Source organism: Streptomyces mayteni (genome assembly GCF_054783955.1).
On record NZ_BAAGPR010000011.1, the window covers coordinates 13293 to 31011 of the forward strand.

14 protein-coding genes are annotated in these 17719 nt (G+C 71.4%); 6 read left to right on the forward strand and 8 right to left on the reverse strand.

The features are described from left to right. The 7 genes from denD to ACYVPE_RS07710 form a co-directional block, all read right to left on the reverse strand. Positions 1–1008 carry a D-erythronate dehydrogenase gene (gene denD / locus ACYVPE_RS07680; protein ID WP_461032668.1) on the reverse strand — a complete coding sequence of 336 codons (1008 nt, stop codon included), beginning with the start codon at positions 1006–1008 and terminating at the stop codon, positions 1–3. After that, the gene (locus tag ACYVPE_RS07685) at positions 1005–1211 is read right to left on the reverse strand and encodes a hypothetical protein (RefSeq protein ID WP_461032669.1); all 207 of its coding nucleotides are present in this window, start codon (positions 1209–1211) and stop codon (positions 1005–1007) included. Before ACYVPE_RS07685 ends, denD begins: the two co-directional genes overlap by 4 nt. Positions 1212–1709: 498 nt before the next feature. Continuing rightward, complete coding sequence (locus ACYVPE_RS07690; protein ID WP_461032670.1) at positions 1710–3368, reverse strand: RICIN domain-containing protein; 1659 nt, start codon at positions 3366–3368, stop codon at positions 1710–1712. 423 nt (positions 3369–3791) lie between these two features. Beyond that, positions 3792–3989, reverse strand: a complete 198-nt coding sequence (locus ACYVPE_RS07695) for a ferredoxin (protein WP_461032671.1) — start codon at positions 3987–3989, stop codon at positions 3792–3794. Positions 3990–4310: 321 nt separating this feature from the next. Then, complete coding sequence (locus ACYVPE_RS07700; RefSeq protein ID WP_461032672.1) at positions 4311–5546, reverse strand: cytochrome P450; 1236 nt, start codon at positions 5544–5546, stop codon at positions 4311–4313. Between the two features lie 221 nt (positions 5547–5767). Continuing rightward, positions 5768–6559, reverse strand: a complete 792-nt coding sequence (locus ACYVPE_RS07705) for an SDR family NAD(P)-dependent oxidoreductase (RefSeq protein ID WP_461032673.1) — start codon at positions 6557–6559, stop codon at positions 5768–5770. A 120-nt stretch (positions 6560–6679) separates the two neighbouring features. Continuing rightward, the gene (locus ACYVPE_RS07710) at positions 6680–8158 is read right to left on the reverse strand and encodes an MFS transporter (protein WP_461032674.1); all 1479 of its coding nucleotides are present in this window, start codon (positions 8156–8158) and stop codon (positions 6680–6682) included. 287 nt (positions 8159–8445) lie between these two features. Between ACYVPE_RS07710 and ACYVPE_RS07715 the strand changes: the two genes are divergently transcribed. The 6 genes from ACYVPE_RS07715 to ACYVPE_RS07740 all read left to right on the forward strand — a co-directional run bounded on the left by ACYVPE_RS07715 (position 8446) and on the right by ACYVPE_RS07740 (position 16126). Then, entirely contained in the window at positions 8446–9099 is a 654-nt protein-coding gene (locus tag ACYVPE_RS07715; protein WP_461032675.1) for a TetR family transcriptional regulator, read from the forward strand. Positions 9100–9525: 426 nt separating this feature from the next. Further along, the gene (locus tag ACYVPE_RS07720) at positions 9526–10791 is read left to right on the forward strand and encodes a cytochrome P450 (RefSeq protein ID WP_461032676.1); all 1266 of its coding nucleotides are present in this window, start codon (positions 9526–9528) and stop codon (positions 10789–10791) included. Positions 10792–10805: 14 nt separating this feature from the next. After that, positions 10806–12005 carry an NAD(P)/FAD-dependent oxidoreductase gene (locus tag ACYVPE_RS07725; protein ID WP_461032677.1) on the forward strand — a complete coding sequence of 400 codons (1200 nt, stop codon included), beginning with the start codon at positions 10806–10808 and terminating at the stop codon, positions 12003–12005. Then, entirely contained in the window at positions 12002–13483 is a 1482-nt protein-coding gene (locus ACYVPE_RS07730; protein WP_461032678.1) for an aldehyde dehydrogenase, read from the forward strand. Before ACYVPE_RS07725 ends, ACYVPE_RS07730 begins: the two co-directional genes overlap by 4 nt. Next, positions 13480–14553, forward strand: coding sequence for a Zn-dependent alcohol dehydrogenase (locus tag ACYVPE_RS07735; RefSeq protein WP_461032679.1), 1074 nt, complete (start codon positions 13480–13482; stop codon positions 14551–14553). Before ACYVPE_RS07730 ends, ACYVPE_RS07735 begins: the two co-directional genes overlap by 4 nt. A 64-nt stretch (positions 14554–14617) precedes the next feature. Next, the gene (locus ACYVPE_RS07740; protein WP_461032680.1) at positions 14618–16126 is read left to right on the forward strand and encodes an MFS transporter; all 1509 of its coding nucleotides are present in this window, start codon (positions 14618–14620) and stop codon (positions 16124–16126) included. A 7-nt stretch (positions 16127–16133) separates the two neighbouring features. Here the strand turns inward: ACYVPE_RS07740 and ACYVPE_RS07745 are convergent, their stop codons facing one another. Further along, entirely contained in the window at positions 16134–16361 is a 228-nt protein-coding gene (locus ACYVPE_RS07745) for a hypothetical protein (protein ID WP_461032681.1), read from the reverse strand. Between the last annotated feature and the right edge of the window lie 1358 nt (positions 16362–17719).

The following is a 17719-nucleotide window of genomic DNA, read 5'->3' on the forward strand; positions in this document are numbered from 1 at the left end:
TCAGACCTGTCGTGTCGGGTCGGTGAGGTGGTCGGTGAGGTAGGAGCGCACGATCGCGTCGCAGTCCGCCTCGGGTTGGAGTCCCAGGCGAGCCGCTCGCGCGGTGTGGAAGCGGGCCGGCCAGCTGGCGACGATGGCGACGATCGCGGGGTCGTTCTCCCAGGTGATCCTGCCGCTGGTGCCCGCGCCGGCGACCCGGTCGAGCGCCTCGGCCATCTCGCGGGGGGTGGTGGTCAACGCGGGCAGGTTCATCGCCGTCCGGCTGCCCCACTCCCCGTCGCTCGCGCTCGCGGCGCGCAGCAGTCCCTCGACGGTCCTGCGGGGCGAGGACAGCGCCACCGGAGTGTCCGCCGGGACCGGGCAGACCGAGCGTTCTCCGGCCAGCGGCTCACGGATGATGCCGGACAGGAAGCTCGACGCGGCCGCGTTGGGCTTGCCGGGTCGGACCGACACCGTCATCAGCCGTACCGTGCGGCCCCGGACGAAGCCTCTGCGGGTGTAGTCGGCGACGAGCTGCTCGCCGATGAACTTCTGGATCCCGTAGCTGGACTGCGGGCGCGGAAGGGTGTCGTCGTCGATGTCGCCGACCGGGCCAAGCGCGGGATCGCTGCCGTAGACGGCCAACGAGCTGGAGAACACCAGCAGCGGCGGCTCGTCGTGCCCGCGGGCGTACTCCAGCAGTTGACGGGTCGCGTCGAGGTTGGTGCGCATGCCGAGGTCGAAGTCCGCCTCCGCCGCTCCGCTGACGACCCCCGCGAGGTGGAAGACCGCGGTGGCCGGGACGAGTCGCTCGACGGTGTCGGCGAGTTCGCCGGTGACGGTGGTGACCCGTTCGTCCGCGGCCAGGTCGGGGCGGGGCGGGGCGAGGTCGACGAGGACCAGCTCGTCGACCTCGACCGGGTCCGCGCCGTTCAGCGCGACCGGCCTCGCCAGGAGTTCGCGGGCGAGGAGGGTGCCGAGGAAGCCGGCCCCTCCGGTGATGACGACACGTGTGGTCGGGGTGCTCATGAGGATGGCTCCATCCGGTCGATCACGTCGGCAAGGCCGTTCTCGTCGCCGACGTTGCCGGCGAACACGACGTAGGGCAGGCCCTGGGCAGGCCCGTCGGCGGGCTCCCACAGCGAGACGATGCCAGGCAGCAGCGAGCCCCGCACGTCGGGGCGGCCGCCGACTGCTACCGCCTCTGGTGAGATCCCGACCTCCCACGCCAACTGGCCCGCGCGGGCCGACGGTTCATCACGCCGTCGATGAGGGCGAGGGGTTCTGCCCCTGGCTCGTGAGGGAACCGGCGTCAGAGGAAGGCACGACCGGCGGCTGCTGCGGCTGACAATCCACCGCACCCGCCAATGGCGGAGCGGCGCAGGGAGTGGGCGAGGTGGCCGCGGTGGTGGTGCGGTCGGAGCCTTGGTGCCGGTGAACGCGAGGCCGGTCACGCGTCCGGTCGCCCCGTCGCGGCGATCCGATCAGGGGGCCGCAGTGCGATCATGTCTGGCGCGGCGCGAAGTCTTGGGCGTCCACAGCTGCCGACGGACCGATCGGTAGGCGCCTTCCACCCACGCTCAGGTAGGGAGACCGCCGGGATGGAGGTCGAGGTCGCCGCACTCTGTGGTCGCCGGGTCCGAGTCACTGGGGCGCGGAGGTTCCCGCGCCCCAGTGAGGGTGACGGGCCAACGGCCCACGACGGTGATCAGGCCGAAGAGCGCTGGGGATCAGCGGCCCCAGAGGCGCCAGGTCTGGTTGCGCGGGCTGCTCTGGCCCGCCGGGTTGCAGGCCCACTGGTGGACCGGAGCCCGGGTGGCGGTGGAGATCTCGCTGACGTCGACGCACTTGCCGCTGTGCCTGGCGACGAGTTGGTAGTCGTGCGAGTCGGCGCCCGCGTAGGTGACCGGCCGGAGGGCGAACTGCTGCTGCCGGTTGCCGTCCGCCGTGCTCAGGTCGGTGTTGTCCAGGTACTGCTGGGAGTGCTGGGCGACGGCGACGGACTGGAAGCCGGCGTCCGACGGGGGCAGCAGGGTGATGGTGAAGGCGTCGTCGGCGTTGGTGTGCGGCAGGTTGACCGTGGTGGCGTTGCCGGAGAGGTTCACCACGGAGTTCCGCACCGTGATCGGGCCCTGGACCGCGCCGCCGTTGTTGTACGGGACGCGCTGGACGAGCACCCGCACCTGGTTGTTCTGCGCGATGCCGCTGGTGGCGTCCAGGCGTCGCAGGTTGACCGCGATGTTGCCCGTCGTGCCGCCACCGCCGACCAGGATCCGCGCCGAGCCGTTCGTCTTCGTGGCGAACGCGTCGTACGACTGGCTGGGGGTGGTGGAGACGATCTGACCGGTCTGGGAGGCGTAGAAGCGGTAGACCCACCACTCGCCCTTCGGCTGGTGCTGTCCCGTCGAGTCACGGACGAGCAGGTTGCCGAGGTCGTTGTGGAGGCTTCCGCCGCTCGCCCAGTTGGCGCGCAGGCCGTCGGCACCGGCGCGCTCGAGGCGCGTGATGTACCAGGCTCCGTCGCCCGGGTTCTGTTCCTGCTGGGACCCGTACTCGTTGATCTGGTAGGGGCGCGGGTGGGGGATGCCGCGGGCGTCGAGGGAGGCGTTGGCCGCCGCCACGTTCGCCACCGGGTCGCTGGGCAGCGCGTGCCAGCTGAAGATGTCGGGAATCACGTTGTTGGCGCGGACGAAGTCGAGGTACTGCGTCCACCACGAGTTCGAGGTGGAGGGGACGCCGGCGGGGCTCGGGCCGACGATCAGGTGGGAGGGGAACGCCTGCCGGACGCGCTGGTAGGTGCGGCGCCACAGCTCGAAGTACTGGGACTGCGGCCGGTTCCAGAAGAGCGAGAGGTTGGGCTCGTTCCACAGGTCCCACTGCACGGGCACCCCGGTGGCCCGCACGTCGTTGATGAGCCGGGTGAGGAAGTTGTCGTAGTCGGTCCAGTCGCCGTTGTCGCCGGGGAATCGGGAGATGGGATAGCCGTCGGCGCCCCACAGGTCGTGGACGAGCAGGACGAACTCGCCGCCCAGGTCGCGGGTGCGCAGCAGTTGGGCGCGCGTCGCGTTCCACCGGCGGTCGTAACGGCCCGACACCCAGCCGCCCGGGCTGTCGAGTTGTGCCCCGCCGGCTCGCATGTACCGGAAGTTGATGTCCTCGTAGAAGTGGTCGGCGGGGCCCGAGGCGTTCTCCGTCATGCCGTATATCCACCCGGAGGCCCGGTAGGTCGGCGTGCCGCCCGCGACGGAGAAGTCGACGGCGATGGACTCGTCCGCGGCCTGGGCCGGTGTGGCGAGCGTGACGAGCGAGGTGACGACGAGGGCACAGGTCGCGAGGAGTGAGGTGAGGCCGAGGCGCCGTCCGCGCCGCCGGCCGGGTGTGATGTTCACGCATGTCTCCTTGAGCAAGAGGGGACAGGGGCAGATCACCGGGCGGCCAGCCCAGGGACGCGAGGGCCGTCGGGCCGCCGACGTGCGTACTCAACCGCGCCGGGACGTTGGCGGGCCAGGCGGAGAAGGCACCCCGCTCAGCCGGGCTCGCCCACGCGACGCTCGCCGATCCCGCGCCGGCCCGGGCCCTCAGGGAGACGCCGCGCAGACGAGCACCGCGGCATCGGCCGGAGGCGCGGTGGCGTCGAAGCTGTCAGCGGGACGCTTTCGGCGGTTGCCGGTCATGGGAACTCCCCGGGCGGGTGCTGGCATACGCGTGACGTGACTCCCTGAGCAAGCGGAGAGCGGGCCACGTGAAAAGGCGGAGTGCGTGCGGTGCCTGGCCGCACGCACCCCTCGGATCGCATGGGAGCGATCAGCTGGTTACCCCTCGCTGAGGGCGATGGCGGCTGCGGGGCAGACGGCGGCCGCGTCCCGGACGGCGGCGTACTGGTCCTCGGCGGGCTCGGGGTCGAGCAGGATGACGACGCCGTCCTCCTCGCGCTGGTCGAAGACCTCGGGTGCGGCCAGCACGCAGCTTCCCGCGCCGCAGCACTTGTCCTCGTCCACGGTGACCTTCATGGTCGCTCCCTTCTCTGTGGCCGGCCCTTCGGCCGCGCCTTCGGCTGTCTCGTCGATCGGTACGGGGATGGGGTGTGGTCGGCTCCACCGGCCGGGTGCCTCGTGGGATCCGTCGGGGCAGTCCCTCCATCCGCCCCGACGTGGCCACCGACACGGCGCGTTCGAGGTCGGGGGCGGTGCCGAGGGGGTCGTCGGAGCGACCTGGATCCCGGAGCGGGCGGGAGGAGGCGACAACGGCCGGAGGGGAGGGTTGTGCTCACTCGTCCGGCGTCTCCGTGCGGGACGGCGCGCCGGCCCGGTGGGTGGGCTCGTGCCACCCGGCTACCAGGTCACCGGCAGTTCGTAGAGGCCGTAGACGACGCCGTCCTCCTTGAAGGGGAGCTTGTCGAGGTCGGTGGCGAGACGCAGGGTGGGGATGCGTCGGAAGAGGGTGCCGTAGACGACCTGGAGTTCCAGGCGGGCCAGCGGCTGGCCGAGGCACTGGTGGATGCCGTAGCCGAACGCCTGGTGGCGGCGGGCGTCGCGGTGGACGTCGAGCCGTTCGGGCTCCGGGAACACGTCCTCCTGCCAGTTGGCCGTGATGCTGGGGAGGACGAGCCCCTCTCCCGCCCGGATGGTCTGGCCGCCGATCTCGATGTCCTCCAGGGCGATCCGGCGGTTGCCGATGTGGATGATGGTCAGATAGCGCAGCAGCTCATCCGCCGCGCCTGCGAGGACCTTGGGGTCGTCGGTGTCCCGGATGATGGCCAACTGGTCGGGGTGTTCGAGCAGCGCGACGGTGCTCAGCGCGATCATGTTGGCCGAGGTCTCGTGCCCGGCGCCGAGCAGCAGCAGGCCCATCGCCGCGGCTTCCGGGTGGGTGAGGTCGCCCTCTCGGACGCGGGCGGCGAGCTCGGAGAGCAGGTCGTCGGCCGGGTTGGCGAGCTTCGCGTCGAGCTGGGAGGCGACGTACTCGAGTAGTGCGTTCCTGGCCGCTGCCGCCGCCTCGGGCGTGACGTCGTGGCGAAGTCCCACCTCGCTCTGATGCTGAAAGAACTCGTGGTCCTCGTAGGGCACGCCGAGCAGCTCGCAGATGACCAGGGAGGGCAGGGGGAGGGCGAGGGCGCGGACGAGGTCCGCGGGTTTCGGGCCGGCCAGCATGGTGTCGACGAAGTCGTCGGTCATGCGTTGGACGGTGGGCCGCAGGGCCTCGACGCGCTTGATGGTGAAGGCGCCGCTGAGCATCCGGCGGATCCGGGCGTGCTCGGGGGCGTCCATGTTGAGGAACGACGGCTGGTGGCCGCGCGCGGCCGAGTCCCGGAAGGCCGGGTTCATGTAGGGGAAGCCGGGTTGCCTGAGGTCGACGCTGCATCGCGGGTCGGCGAGCAGCGTCCGCTGATCGTCGAAGTCCGTGACCAGCCAGGGTGTGCTGCCGTCCCAGATGCGTACCCGGGTGAGCCGCTGGGTGGCGTGCAGCCTCCGCAGCTCGGGGGGCGGGGCAAACGGGCAACCGCGTTCCCTGAGCATGGGGAAATCGGGGATCGTTTCGGGCGAGTTGCCGGTGTGGAGGGTGATCATGTCACTCCTGGTGGTGGGGGGAGTGCTCGAGGGGGTGCGCCGTGCTCACGTGGTGGGGGCGGAGACAGGGAGAGGGCGACGAGCACTGTTAAATCAACCCGTTGATTTAACATTAGGGGAGGTGGGCTGCCTGTGCAAGCAGGTGGCCCGGGCCCCGATATCAGGCGCCTTCGATCACGGTGGGCTCTGTCCGCGCGGTTCGCTCGTCAATCGACGACTTCTCAGGCGAGCTTGACGGTCCAGCCGCCGTCGACGGGGACGATCACCCCGGTCACGAACGAGGCCCGGTCCGAGGCCAGAAACGCGGCGACCTGTGCCTGTTCCTCCGGTCGCCCGGCCCGGCCGAGTGCCGCCCTGCCTGCCAGGCTGGCCATGATCTCGGGCGGCACCGCGTGGTTCTTCCTGCTGAGGGTGAAGCCGGGGGCGACCGCGTTGGCCCGGATGCCCTGGCCTCCGTACTGGACCGCGACGGACTTGGTGACGGCGTTGATGCCGGCCTTGGCCGCGGAGTAGACGGGGGAGATCTGTCCGTCGACGTTGAAGGAGGCGGCGGACGAGAAGTTGACGATGGCGCCGCCGCCGGTGGGCAGCATCGTCCGCACGGCGTGCTTGTTGGTGAGGACGGTGCCGAGGAGGTGGACGGAGGTCAGGGAGTGGTACTCCTCGACCGTGATCTCCTCACCGCGTCGCCCGCCCGGGTTGCCGGCGACGTTCACCAGGACGTCCACGCGCCCGAACTCCTCGACGGCACGGGCGAACATCGCCTCGACGTCGTCCTCGCGGGTCACGTCGGCCCGGAACGCGCTCACCGAGGGGCCGAGCGCCTTGGCCGTGTCGTCCTGCCCGCCGCTGACGTCGGCGGCCAGGACCCGCGCGCCCTCCCGCACGAACACCTCGGCACAGACGGCGCCGATCCCCTCCGCCACGCCGGCGCCGGTGATCACGGCGACCTTGCCGTCGAGCAGGCCGGCCGGCCGCTGTTGGATATGCGTCGCGCCGTCTTCGGTTCTCATCTGTGGCTCCGGTTCTCGAGTGGGGTCATCGGTGATGGCTGGGCTGGGGTGGACGACCGCGGTGGTCGCAGCCATGGGACTCGCCGAGGGCCGGGGCCGGGCCGGCGAGCCGGGTCGCGGTCACGCCCGCTGGACCGCCTTCTCTGGAGCCGCCGCCGTCGGCGCCCCGTGCGCGGTGACGCCCGCGCGCTGCTTGGGCAGGAAGGAGGCCAGCAGCATGGCGACGAGGGCCGCGCCGCAGCCGAGGAGCATGATCACCTTGAAGGAGCTCTCCGAGGGCAGGGCGTGGCCGGCGAAGTCGGTGGTCATCTGGGCGAGGATGACGCCGCAGGCGGCGCTGGCGACGGAGCTGCCGATGGAGCGGAGCAGGGTGTTGAAGGCGTTGGCGGCGCCGGTCTCGGAGACCGGGACCGCGCTCATGATGAGCATCGGGAGGGCGCCATAGGCGAAGCCGATGCCGGCGCCGATGACGCAGGAGACCAGGATCAGGTGCCAGATCTCGCTCATCAGCACGGTGTTGAGGGCGTAGCCGGCGGCGACGATGAGGGCGCCGAGCATGAGGGTGACCTTGGGGCCCCTGGCCTTGGAGATCTTCGCGGACAGGGGGGCGGCGAACATCACGATCAGGCCTTGGGGGCCGAGGACGAGGCCGACGGTGAGCAGGTCCTCGCCGAGGCCGTAGCCGGTCTGCTCGGGCAGCTGGAGGATCTGCGGGACGATCAGCTGCATCGCGAAGAGCGAGAAGCCGAACGCCAGCCCGGCGAGGTTCGCGAAGAGGACCTGGGGGCGCGCGGTGGTGCGCAGGTCGACCAGCGGCTGCTTGGTGCGCAGCTCGAAGAAGCCCCAGGCGAGCAGGATGACGACGGCCGCCACGAAGAGGCCGAGCGTGGTGCCGCTGCCCCAACCCCAGTCGCCGCCCTTGGAGATGGCCAGCAGCAGGGACACCAGGCCGGCCGCCAGGCCGAGGCCGCCGACGAGGTCGAATCGGCCGCCGGAGCGCACCTTGGACTCGGGCACGAGGGCGAGCACGACGAGGAGGGCGATGGCGCCCAGGACGGTGGAGGCCCAGAAGAGGACGTGCCAGTCGAAGTTGTCGGCGACGAAGGCGGCGATGGGCAGGCCGAGGGCCGCGCCGATGCCGAGCGAGGCGCTCATCAGCGCGGTGGAGGCGCCGAGCCGCTCGGCCGGGAGCTCGTCGCGCATGATGCTGAGCCCGAGGGGGATGACGCCGGCGGACAGGCCCTGGAGGAGGCGGCCGGCGATCATCGGGGTGAGGCTGTCGCTGAGGGCGACGACCGCTGAGCCGACCGTCAGCGCGGCGAGGCTGGCGAGGAGGATGCGGCGCTTGCCGTACATGTCGCCGAGGCGCCCGGCGATGGGGGTGGCGACGGCGGCGGCCAGCAGCGTCGCGGTCACCGCCCAGGCCGCGTCGGACGCGGACGCGTTCAGCAGTCTCGGCAGGTCGGGCACGATCGGGATGACCATGGTCTGCATCAGCGAGACCACGATCCCGGCGAAGGCCAGCACCGCCACGATCACGTTGGTGTTCGGGGGTGCGGAGGCGCTGCTGTCCGCGGTGCGGGTCGGGGTGTCGGGCATGGCTTCGGTCTCCGTCTGAGCGGGCTGGGGTACGTATCCCCGTAGTAATTAAATCAACGGGTTGATTTAACAGTAGCGCCGCATCGTGACACTTTCAAGCCGGGACGGCTCGATCCGGGCGGGCTCGCCCATCCGGTGCGGTCGTCGAGGCGGTGTGGCCTGAATCGGGCACGCCATTGCGTACGCTTTCGTCGTTTCGCCTCGCCGACCCGGGTGGGGAGTCGCGATGGCCTGGGGGACGGGCCACTCGCGGACCGGTGTGACGTCCCGAGGTGGTGATGGCGGCGATGGCCGAGAGAACGAAGCGGGACGAGCGGGCCAGTGCGACGCGGGAGGCGCTCCTGGCCGCGGCGGAGCGACTTTTCGCCGAGCAGGGCGTGCATGTCGTCGCCAACCGCCAGATCAGCGAGGCCGCGGGGCAGGGGAACAACGCCGCGGTCACCTACCACTTCGGCACCAAGACCGACTTGGTCCGCGCCATCGCCCGCCGGCACGCCGAGGCGATAGAGGTCCTTCGGCTGCGCATGATGGCCGAGATCGGCGACTCCACCGACCTGCGGGACTGGGTGGCCTGCGCGGTGCGCCCTGTCACCGGTCACCTGGAGGCCCTGGGGACGCCGAGCTGGTATGCCCGGTTCATCGCCCAGGTCACAGCGGACCCGGCCTTGCGTGCCGTCACGGCCGAGGAGTACGCGGTCGGCTCGCCGTCGATGCCGAGGCTGCAGGAGGGACTCGACCGCTGCCTGCCCGACCTGCCGCCCGAGGTGCATGCCGAACGCCAGGCCATGACGCGTCATCTGATCACCCAGATGACCGCGGAGCGCGAGCGCGCTCTCGCGAACAACGCGCCGACTTCCCGGGCCAGTTGGCGGGAGGCGGCCAACGGCCTGATCGACGCCGTTGTCGCCCTGTGGCAGGCGCCGGTGACGCGCGAGGGCTGATCGCCCGCCGACCCCGTCGTCCCGCGTCGCGTGTGGGGAGTGTGGTCCATGGTCGAATTAAATCAACGGATTGACTTAATGGCGAGGGTGGTGTTGCCTGGGTCTCGAGGACGTCGTGCCGAGGGAGACCGGATGGCTCGGACGACGACGGGCCGGCCGACGGGGCATGGGGAATGAACACCGCGGCCGGTCAGCGGGCCGGCGCCGGTGAGGGATCGGGAGAACGACCCGGCGCACCGGAAACCGGAGGCACGGCGTCCCAGGGCGGCCCCTCCGCCTCGCTCCTCGGCCATATGACCGAGGAGTTCCCCACCCGGCCCGACGACGCGGCCGTTCGACGCGGGCCGCGCCGCCGAAGCACGTACCCCCACCTCAGCGGATCACGGTTCGGCGACCACCCGACCGCGGTTCCGGAAGGAGCAGCCAGTGACCAGTGCGGTAGGCAAGGCGACGAGCGGAATCCCGGACGACATCCCCGAGTACGACATCAGCAGGCCCGCCCGGTGTCCGCTCGACCCCGCGCCCGCCATGCGGGCACGGCAGACCGAGGGCCCGATGACGCGGATCCGGCTGTGGGACGGCACCATCGCATGGCTGGTGACGGGCTGGGAGGAGCACCGGGCGGTGCTGTCCGACCAGCGTGTCAGCGTGGACCCGTTCCGCCCCGGCGCGCCGAAGCTCTCCCCCGGGGAGACCGCGATGATCGAGAGCCTGCGGAAGCAGGGCAGGACCTCGGTCGGCACCAGCTTCATCATGATGGACGATCCCGAGCACGCCCGGCTGCGGCGCATGGCGACGTCCGCGTTCACCATCAAGCGCATCGAGGCGATCCGCCGCCCCACCCAGCGGATCGCGGACGACCTGATCGACTCGATGCTCGCCGGCCCCAAGCCGGCCGATCTCGTCGAGGCGGTGGCCCTGCCGCTGCCGTCGTTGGTGATCTCCGAACTCCTCGGCGTGCCCTACGACGATCACGAGTTCTTCCAGACCAACAGCAAGGCCATCATCAACAAGGAGACCTCCGGCGAGGAACGGATCGCGGCCCGGCAGCGGCTGGCCGCCTTCCTGGAAGGACTGCTGGCGGAGAAACTGCTCCATCCCCGTGAGGACCTGCTCTCCGGGCTCGCCGAGCGGATCAGGGCCGGCGAGTTGTCCCGGGAGGAGGCCACCGAGATGGGCGTGCTGATGCTGTTCGCCGGTCACGAGACCACCGCGAACATGATCACCCTCGGCACGCTCGCCCTGCTCCGCCACCCCGACCAGCTGGCCGTGCTGCGCGACAGCGACGACCCGAAGCTGGTGGCCTCGGCCGTCGACGAACTGCTGCGCTACCTCACCATCACGCACGGCGGGCTGCGCCGGGTCGCGCTGGAGGACATCGAGGTCGGCGGCCAGGTCATCCGCGCCGGCGAGGGCATCATCCCGGTCAACGAGACCGCCAACCGCGACCCCTCCGTCTTCCCCGACCCCGACCGGCTCGACCTCACGCGGGACGCGCGCCGCCACGTGACCTTCGGCTACGGCATCCACCAGTGCCTCGGCCAGCCGCTGGCCCGGATGGAGCTCCAGGTCGTCTATCCCACCCTGCTGCGGCGGGTCCCCACCCTGGCGGTGGCCGCCGACCTGGCGGAGATCCCCTTCAAGCACGACGGGTTCGTCTACGGCGCCTACGAACTGCCCGTGACCTGGTGAGGGAGGAACAGCCCATGCCCAGGGACGTGGTGATCGTGGGCGCCTCGGCCGCGGGCCTCGCCGCCGCGGAGACGCTGCGCAACAAGGGATACGACGGGCGGTTGACCCTGGTCGGAGCCGAGACGCACCTCCCGTACGACCGGCCGCCGCTCTCCAAGCAGGTGCTGTCCGGCGCCTGGCAGCCGGAGCGGGTGCGGCTGCGCGACGACGAGGCCATCGACCGGCTCGGCGCCACGCTGCGGCTGGGCCGCCGGGCGGTCGGCCTCGACCCCGCCGGGCGGACGGTCCTGCTGGACCGCGGCGAGCGCCTCGCGTTCGACGACCTGGTCATCGCCACCGGAGTCACCCCGCGCCGGCTGCCGGGCGACGACCTGGCGGGCGTGCACGTCCTGCACACGCTCGACGACGCCCTGGCCCTGCGCGCGGCGCTGCTCGACCGGCCGAAGCTCGTGGTGGTCGGCGCCGGATTCCTCGGAGCCGAAGTGGCCGCGGTGGCCCGCGGCATGGGGCTCGAGGTCACGCTGGTCGACCCGCTGCCGGTGCCGATGCGCCGTCAGTTCGGCGACGTGATCGGGGAACTCGTCGGGCAGGCGCACCGTGACCACGGCGGCGTGCTGCGCCTGGGCGTCGGCGTGGCCCGGTTCCTGGAATCCGCCGGCCACGTCGTCGCCGTCGAGTTGACGGACGGCGCCAAGCTCGACGCGGACGTGGTCGTGGTCGCCGTGGGTTCCACGCCGACGACCGGCTGGCTGGCCGACTCAGGACTCCCGCTCGGCAACGGCGTGGAGTGCGACGCACGGTGCCAGGCCGCCCCCGGCATCTACGCCGCCGGGGACATCGCTTTCTGGCCCAACCAGCACTTCGGCCGGCGCATGCGCGTCGAGCACCGCCTCAACGCCACCGAGCAGGGCATGGCCGTGGCCGCCGACATCCTCGGGGAGCGGCGTGCCTTCGCGCCCATCCCCTACTTCTGGAGCGACCAGTACGACGCCCGCATCCAGGCGTACGGCGTCTTCCCCGAAGGCGCGGACGTGACCGTGGTGCACGGCGGCTTCGAGGAGCGGAAGTTCGTCGCCGCCTACGGCCACGAAGGCAGGGTGGTCGGCGTGCTCGGCTGGAACAGCCACCGGGAACTGCGCAAACTCCGCCAGCTCGTCGTCGACAAGACCCCCCACCCCGGCAAGCTCACCGCCCAGGGAAGGCAAGACCCATGAGTGATCACCTGATGTACCGGCGGGAGTTCTTCGTCGGAGGAGAGTGGATCCAGCCGGCCGGCAGCACCCTCCTCCGGGTGATATCCCCGTCGACCGAGGAGGCAGTCGGCGAGGTCCCGGTCGCGACCGTTCAGGACATGGACCGTGCCGTGGCGGCCGCGCGCGCCGCGTTCGACGTCGGTCCCTGGCCGAGGATGACGCCGGACGAACGAGCCGACGTGCTGGCCCGCGCCGCCGAACTCCTCCGGCAGCGTGCCCCCGAGATCGCCGGCGTCCTCGTCGACGAGATGGGCGTCGCCTGCGGCCAGGCACCCCTGCAGATCGGGACGATCGCCCCGGTGTTCGACTACTACGCCGAGCTGATCCGCGGCTTCGCGTTCGACCGCGTGGTGCGCTCCGGCGACCACGTCGGTCTGGTCGTCTCGGAACCGGTCGGCGTCGTCGGCGCGATCGTGCCCTGGAACGCCCCGGTGACGCTGGCCGCGTGGAAGGTGGCGCCGGCGCTGGCGGCCGGCTGCACCGTGGTGCTCAAGCCACCGCCCGAGGCGCCGCTCAGCAACTACCTCCTCGCCGAGGCGCTGCACGAGGCGGGCGTGCCGGCCGGCGTGGTCAACGTCGTGCCCGGCGACCGCGAGGTGGGCGAGCACCTGGTGACCCACCCCGACACCGACAAGATCGCGTTCACCGGTTCCACCGCCGCCGGCAAGCGGATCATGAGCCTGTGCGGCGACCGGGTCAAGCGGGTCTCCCTCGAACTCGGCGGGAAGTCCGCGGCCCTCGTCCTGGACGACGCGGACCTGGAGACCGTCACCGCCAGGCTGGTCCGCGGCAGCATGCACAACTCCGGGCAGGTGTGCGCCGCCATCACCCGGATCCTGGTGCCCAGGGCACGGTACGCGGACGCGCTCGACGTGGCCGCCGCCACCGCGGCCACCATCCCGGTCGGGGACCCGCACGACCCGGCGACCCTCGTCGGCCCGCTCGTCGCCGAGCGGCAGCGCGACCGGGTGGAGGGCTATATCGCCCTCGCGGACGTGGAGGGCTTCCGGATCGTGGCCGGCGGCGCCCGCCCGAGCCACCTCCCCAGGGGCTGGTACGTCGAGCCGACGATCCTCGGCGACGTCGACAACGCGATGCGGGTGGCGCGGGAGGAGATCTTCGGCCCCGTCGTGAGCCTGATCCCGCACGACGGCGACGACGACGCCGTCCGGATCGCCAACGACAGCAGGTACGGCCTCTCCGGAAGCGTGTGGTCGGGCGACGACGCCCGGGGCCTGGCCGTCGCCCGGCGGCTTCGCACCGGCGGAACCGTGGTCAACGGCGGCATCCCGCCCCAACCGTTGGTGCCCTTCGGCGGTTTCAAGGAGTCGGGCCTGGGCCGGGAACTCGGCGTCGAGGGCCTGCGCCAGTACCTCGAACCCCACACCATCGGCGTGCCCGCCACGCTCGTTCCCACCACGGAAGGAGACCCCCGATGAAGGTCGCCGTCGCCTACACGCCCGGCACACCGCTGGTGCTCGAAGAACTGCCCACGCCACCCATCGGACCGAGCGACGTCCTGGTCAGGGTCGCCGCCAGCGGCATCTGCCACACCGACCTCACCTCGATCAACCGCGCGGAGCGGACCGACCCCCTGGTGCCGGGGCACGAGGCCTGCGGCACGGTCGAGGCCGTCGGCGCCGAGGTGCGCCGGGTGGCGGTCGGCGACCGGGTGCTCGCCTCCGTCTCGCCCGCCTGCGGCCTGTGCTGGTGGTGCGTCAACACGATGTCCCAGCACTGCGAGCGGAAGGCGGTCAGGTTCGTGCCCAGGCTCGGCCTGCCCGACGGGCGCAGGGCCCAGGCGCTCTGCGGCTGCGGATCGTTCGCCGAGGCCATGGTCGTGGACGAGGCGACGGTCGTCGCCGTGCGCACCGACCTGCCCGACGAGCAACTCGCCCTCCTCGGCTGCGGCGTCACGACCGGCCTCGGCGCCGCCCTCAACACCGCCGCCGTCCGACCCGGTTCGAGCGTGGCCGTCATCGGCTGCGGCGGCGTCGGCCAGTCGGTCATCCAGGGCGCGCGTATCGCCGGCGCCGCCACCATCATCGCCGTCGACCTCTCGGCCGGCCGCCGCGAGGCCAGCCTGCGGGTGGGCGCCACCCACGCGGTCGACCCCGCGGACGGCGATCCGGTCGAGCAGGTGCGCGCCCTTACCGGCGGGCGCGGAGCCGACCACTCCTTCGAAGCCGTCGGGCTGCCCCAACTCCTCGTGCAGGCCTTCGACATGGCGCGCCTTGAAGGCACGGTCACCTACATCGGGATGCCCCCGCAGCGGGACGCCACCCTCACCCTGCCCGCGGTCTCCGCCATCTTCACCGGCAAGCGGATCCAGGGCTCCGTCGTGGGCGGGTCCCAGATCCTGCGGGACTTCCCCCGCTACATCCGCCTCGCCGAGACCGGCCGCCTCGACCTCGGCACGATGGTCTCCCGGCGCATCACGCTCGACGAGGTCAACGAGGGCATCCACCTGCTCGAACGAGGGGAGGGCGTCCGCACGGTGATCGTGTAGGCACGGATCGCCACCGGTCCGCTCCCGTTCCCCTTCCCCGCCCGACACCTCTGGAGCCCCCGCGATGAGCACAGCCGCGACCAACGAGCCGGCCACCGCAGACGTACCGTCCAAGGCCGAACGAAAGGTGCTCGTGGCGCTCAGCGGCCTGCTCATCGCGCTCTTCGTCTCCACCCTGAGCAGCACCATCGTCTCGACGGCGCTGCCCAGGATGATGAGCTCGCTCGACGGCTCCCAGACGCAGTACACCTGGATCGTCACCGCGACCCTGCTCAGCACCACCGCCACCACCCCGATCTGGGGCAAGCTGGCCGACCTCTTCAGCAAGAAGAACCTCGTCCAGATATCCGTCCTGATCTTCGTTCTGGGGTCGGTGGCGGCCGGTGCGAGCCAGTCTCCCGAGCAGCTCATCGCCGCCCGCGTGGTCCAGGGCGTCGGCGTCGGCGGGGTGCAGACCCTCGTCCAGATCACCATCGCCGCGATGATCCCGCCCCGCGAACGCGGCAAGTACACCGGCTACCTCAGCGGCGTCACGGCACTGTCCACCATCGGCGGCCCGCTGCTCGGCGGCTTCATCGTCGACACCTCGTGGCTGGGCTGGCGCTGGTGCTTCCTCATCAGCCTCCCGGTCGCCCTCGTCTCGCTGGTGCTGCTCCAGCGGACGCTGCGCCTTCCGGTCCTCCGCCGCGGCGACGTGAGGATCGACTACGTGGGCGCGACGCTCATCACCTCGGGCGTCAGCCTGCTGCTCGTCTGGATCTCGTTCGTCGACGGCTCGTTCGCCTGGGCCTCCTGGCAGACCGCCGCCATGGTGGGCGGGGCCCTGGTCCTGCTGTCCGTCGCGCTGTGGGTCGAGACACGCGTCGCCGAGCCCGTCGTGCCGCTGCGCATCATCAGGCAGCGCACCACCGTGCTCGCCATCCTCGGCAGCCTCGCCGCCGGCACGGCCATGTTCGCGGCCTCGGTCTACCTCAGCCAGTACTTCCAGGCCAGCCGTGGCCACACGGCCACCGAGGCGGGCCTGCTGACCATTCCGATGATGGCCGGCGTCCTGGTCTCCTCCATCCTCGCGGGCCGGATGCTCAGCCGATCGGGAAAGCTCAAGCCCTTCCTCCTCGTCGGCACCGTCGCGCTCACGACCGGCTATGCGGGCCTCGGCACCATCGACCACGAGACGTCCCTGGTCTTCATCGGCGCTGCCATGCTGTTCGTCGGCGTCGGCGTCGGCATGACGATGCAGAACTTCGTCCTCGTCGTGCAGAACTCCGTCCCGCTGGAGGACATCGGCACGGCCAGTGCCACCGTCACCTTCTTCCGCTCCCTGGGCGGCACGTTCGGCGTCACCGTGCTGGGCGCGGTCCTCGCCCGCCAGGTCGCCGGGCGGGTCGCGGAGGACCCGGACTCCGCCGCCGTGGCCTACGGAGACGCGACCGGACTCATCTTCCTCATCGGCGCCGCCGTGTCCGTCCTCGGCGTCGTCGCGGCGATCCTGCTGAAGCCGGTGACGCTGCGGAGCAGCTTCGACTCGCCGCGACCGGCCGTGGCGACCGACGAAGAGGTGGCGGCGAAGTAGCCGGGCCTCAGGCGCCGCCGGTGGCGGAGCCACGGCCTCCGAGCACCGTCAGGAGGTGCAGCAGCCGGTCCGCCAACTCCTCGGGGGCCAGGGGATCCTCCGCGCCGACCAGCCAGTCGTTCACGATCACGCCGGCCCCGCCGCTGATCAACGTGGCCAGATCCCGTGCCGTGACCTCGTCGAGGTCGCCGAACCTCTCCCGCAGGCCCGCCGGGGCGACGAGCAAACCGAACAACCCAGCTGGCCTGGCAGTCCCCGGGCCGAGGCGGCCTGCTGCGCGCCTGCCACGGCCTGGACGGCCCCCTGCTCTTCGGTACCTACGACGCTCACCTCGGCCCGGTAGCCATCGGCCCCGAGCACGCCGGGGCGGCCCGCGGCCTCACCGCTCAGATCCGCACGGCCTGGACATCCTTCGCCACCACGGGCGACCCGGGCTGGCCCGCGTACGACACCGAGCGGCGGCTGACCCACGTCTTCGACACGACCCCGTCCATCACCGCCTACCCCCACGACGCGTCGCGTCGCCTGTGGCAGGACCACACCTTCGAGGCGATGCCGCTGCTCGGCGTCTGACCCGGCACGACGTCGAGCCGTGCCGACGTGCGGCACGGTCGGCCTCTCCGACTGTGACCGTGACGTGGCCCAACAGCCGTTCACGCCCTGGCCCAGGCCTCCGTTCCCGGAATCGGAATGTTGCCAGCGATTGCACGACCTCCGAAGATCCGCGAGCAGCTCACCCGCGCACCGACATCGGCCATGGCCCGATCACGCGTAGCCCGTACCCGGGCTGGGACCGGTTCAGTGGCGGATTCCAGGACTCCGCCCACAGCGTCCGTCATCAACCCAGGTGGGTTCGCAACGGGAGACCTGGGAGTTCCTGCTGCAGGATGTCCCACGAAGCAGGCACCGAAAAACATCCCGAGCACGTTCCGCAGCGGGAAGCAGACGATCCGGCCCGCTCCCCCACGCCGCGGTGGCGCCCCCTATGAGGCGGGACGCCGCCGTCACCCGATCAGCTGACGCGCCGCCGAACCAGCGGCGTGACGTCCATCACACTCACCAACCGCAGCCCCCAGGTCTATTTCGCCTGGTCAGCGCCCGACTTGACCACCTGTAGCGGCAGCAGCTTCTTGCCCGTCGGGCCGATCTGGATCTCCGTGTTCATCTGCGGGCACACCCCCATCCAACAACCGTGACCGTCAAGCCGTGGAGACTCGGTTCTTGGTCGTGCCTGCGCTGGCGAGGTCCACGGCACCTCCCCAGCCTGGCCGGCGGTGACAGTGAAGGCGAGGGGCCGTCCTTGGCCGTCTGCCGCCCGGTGGACCTTGGTGCTCAGCTCGCCGCAGGAGCGTCCAAGCGGTGATCGCCGCCTATGAGACCAGCTTCGTGATCCCCGGCGGCTTCACGAGCTGAACCGCCGGCCGTTGATCAGGTCCGGGCGAGCCGGCCGCAGTCGCCCTCGCCGGTCAACTCCTCGCTGCGGTCGTGGGGACCCTCTTCCGGCCTGTCGGTGGGGGGCTGCTCATACAGCTGTGAGTCGAAGAACGTGTTCAGGAACCCGTCGGTGACCGCGTAGTCGTCATTGCCGCAATC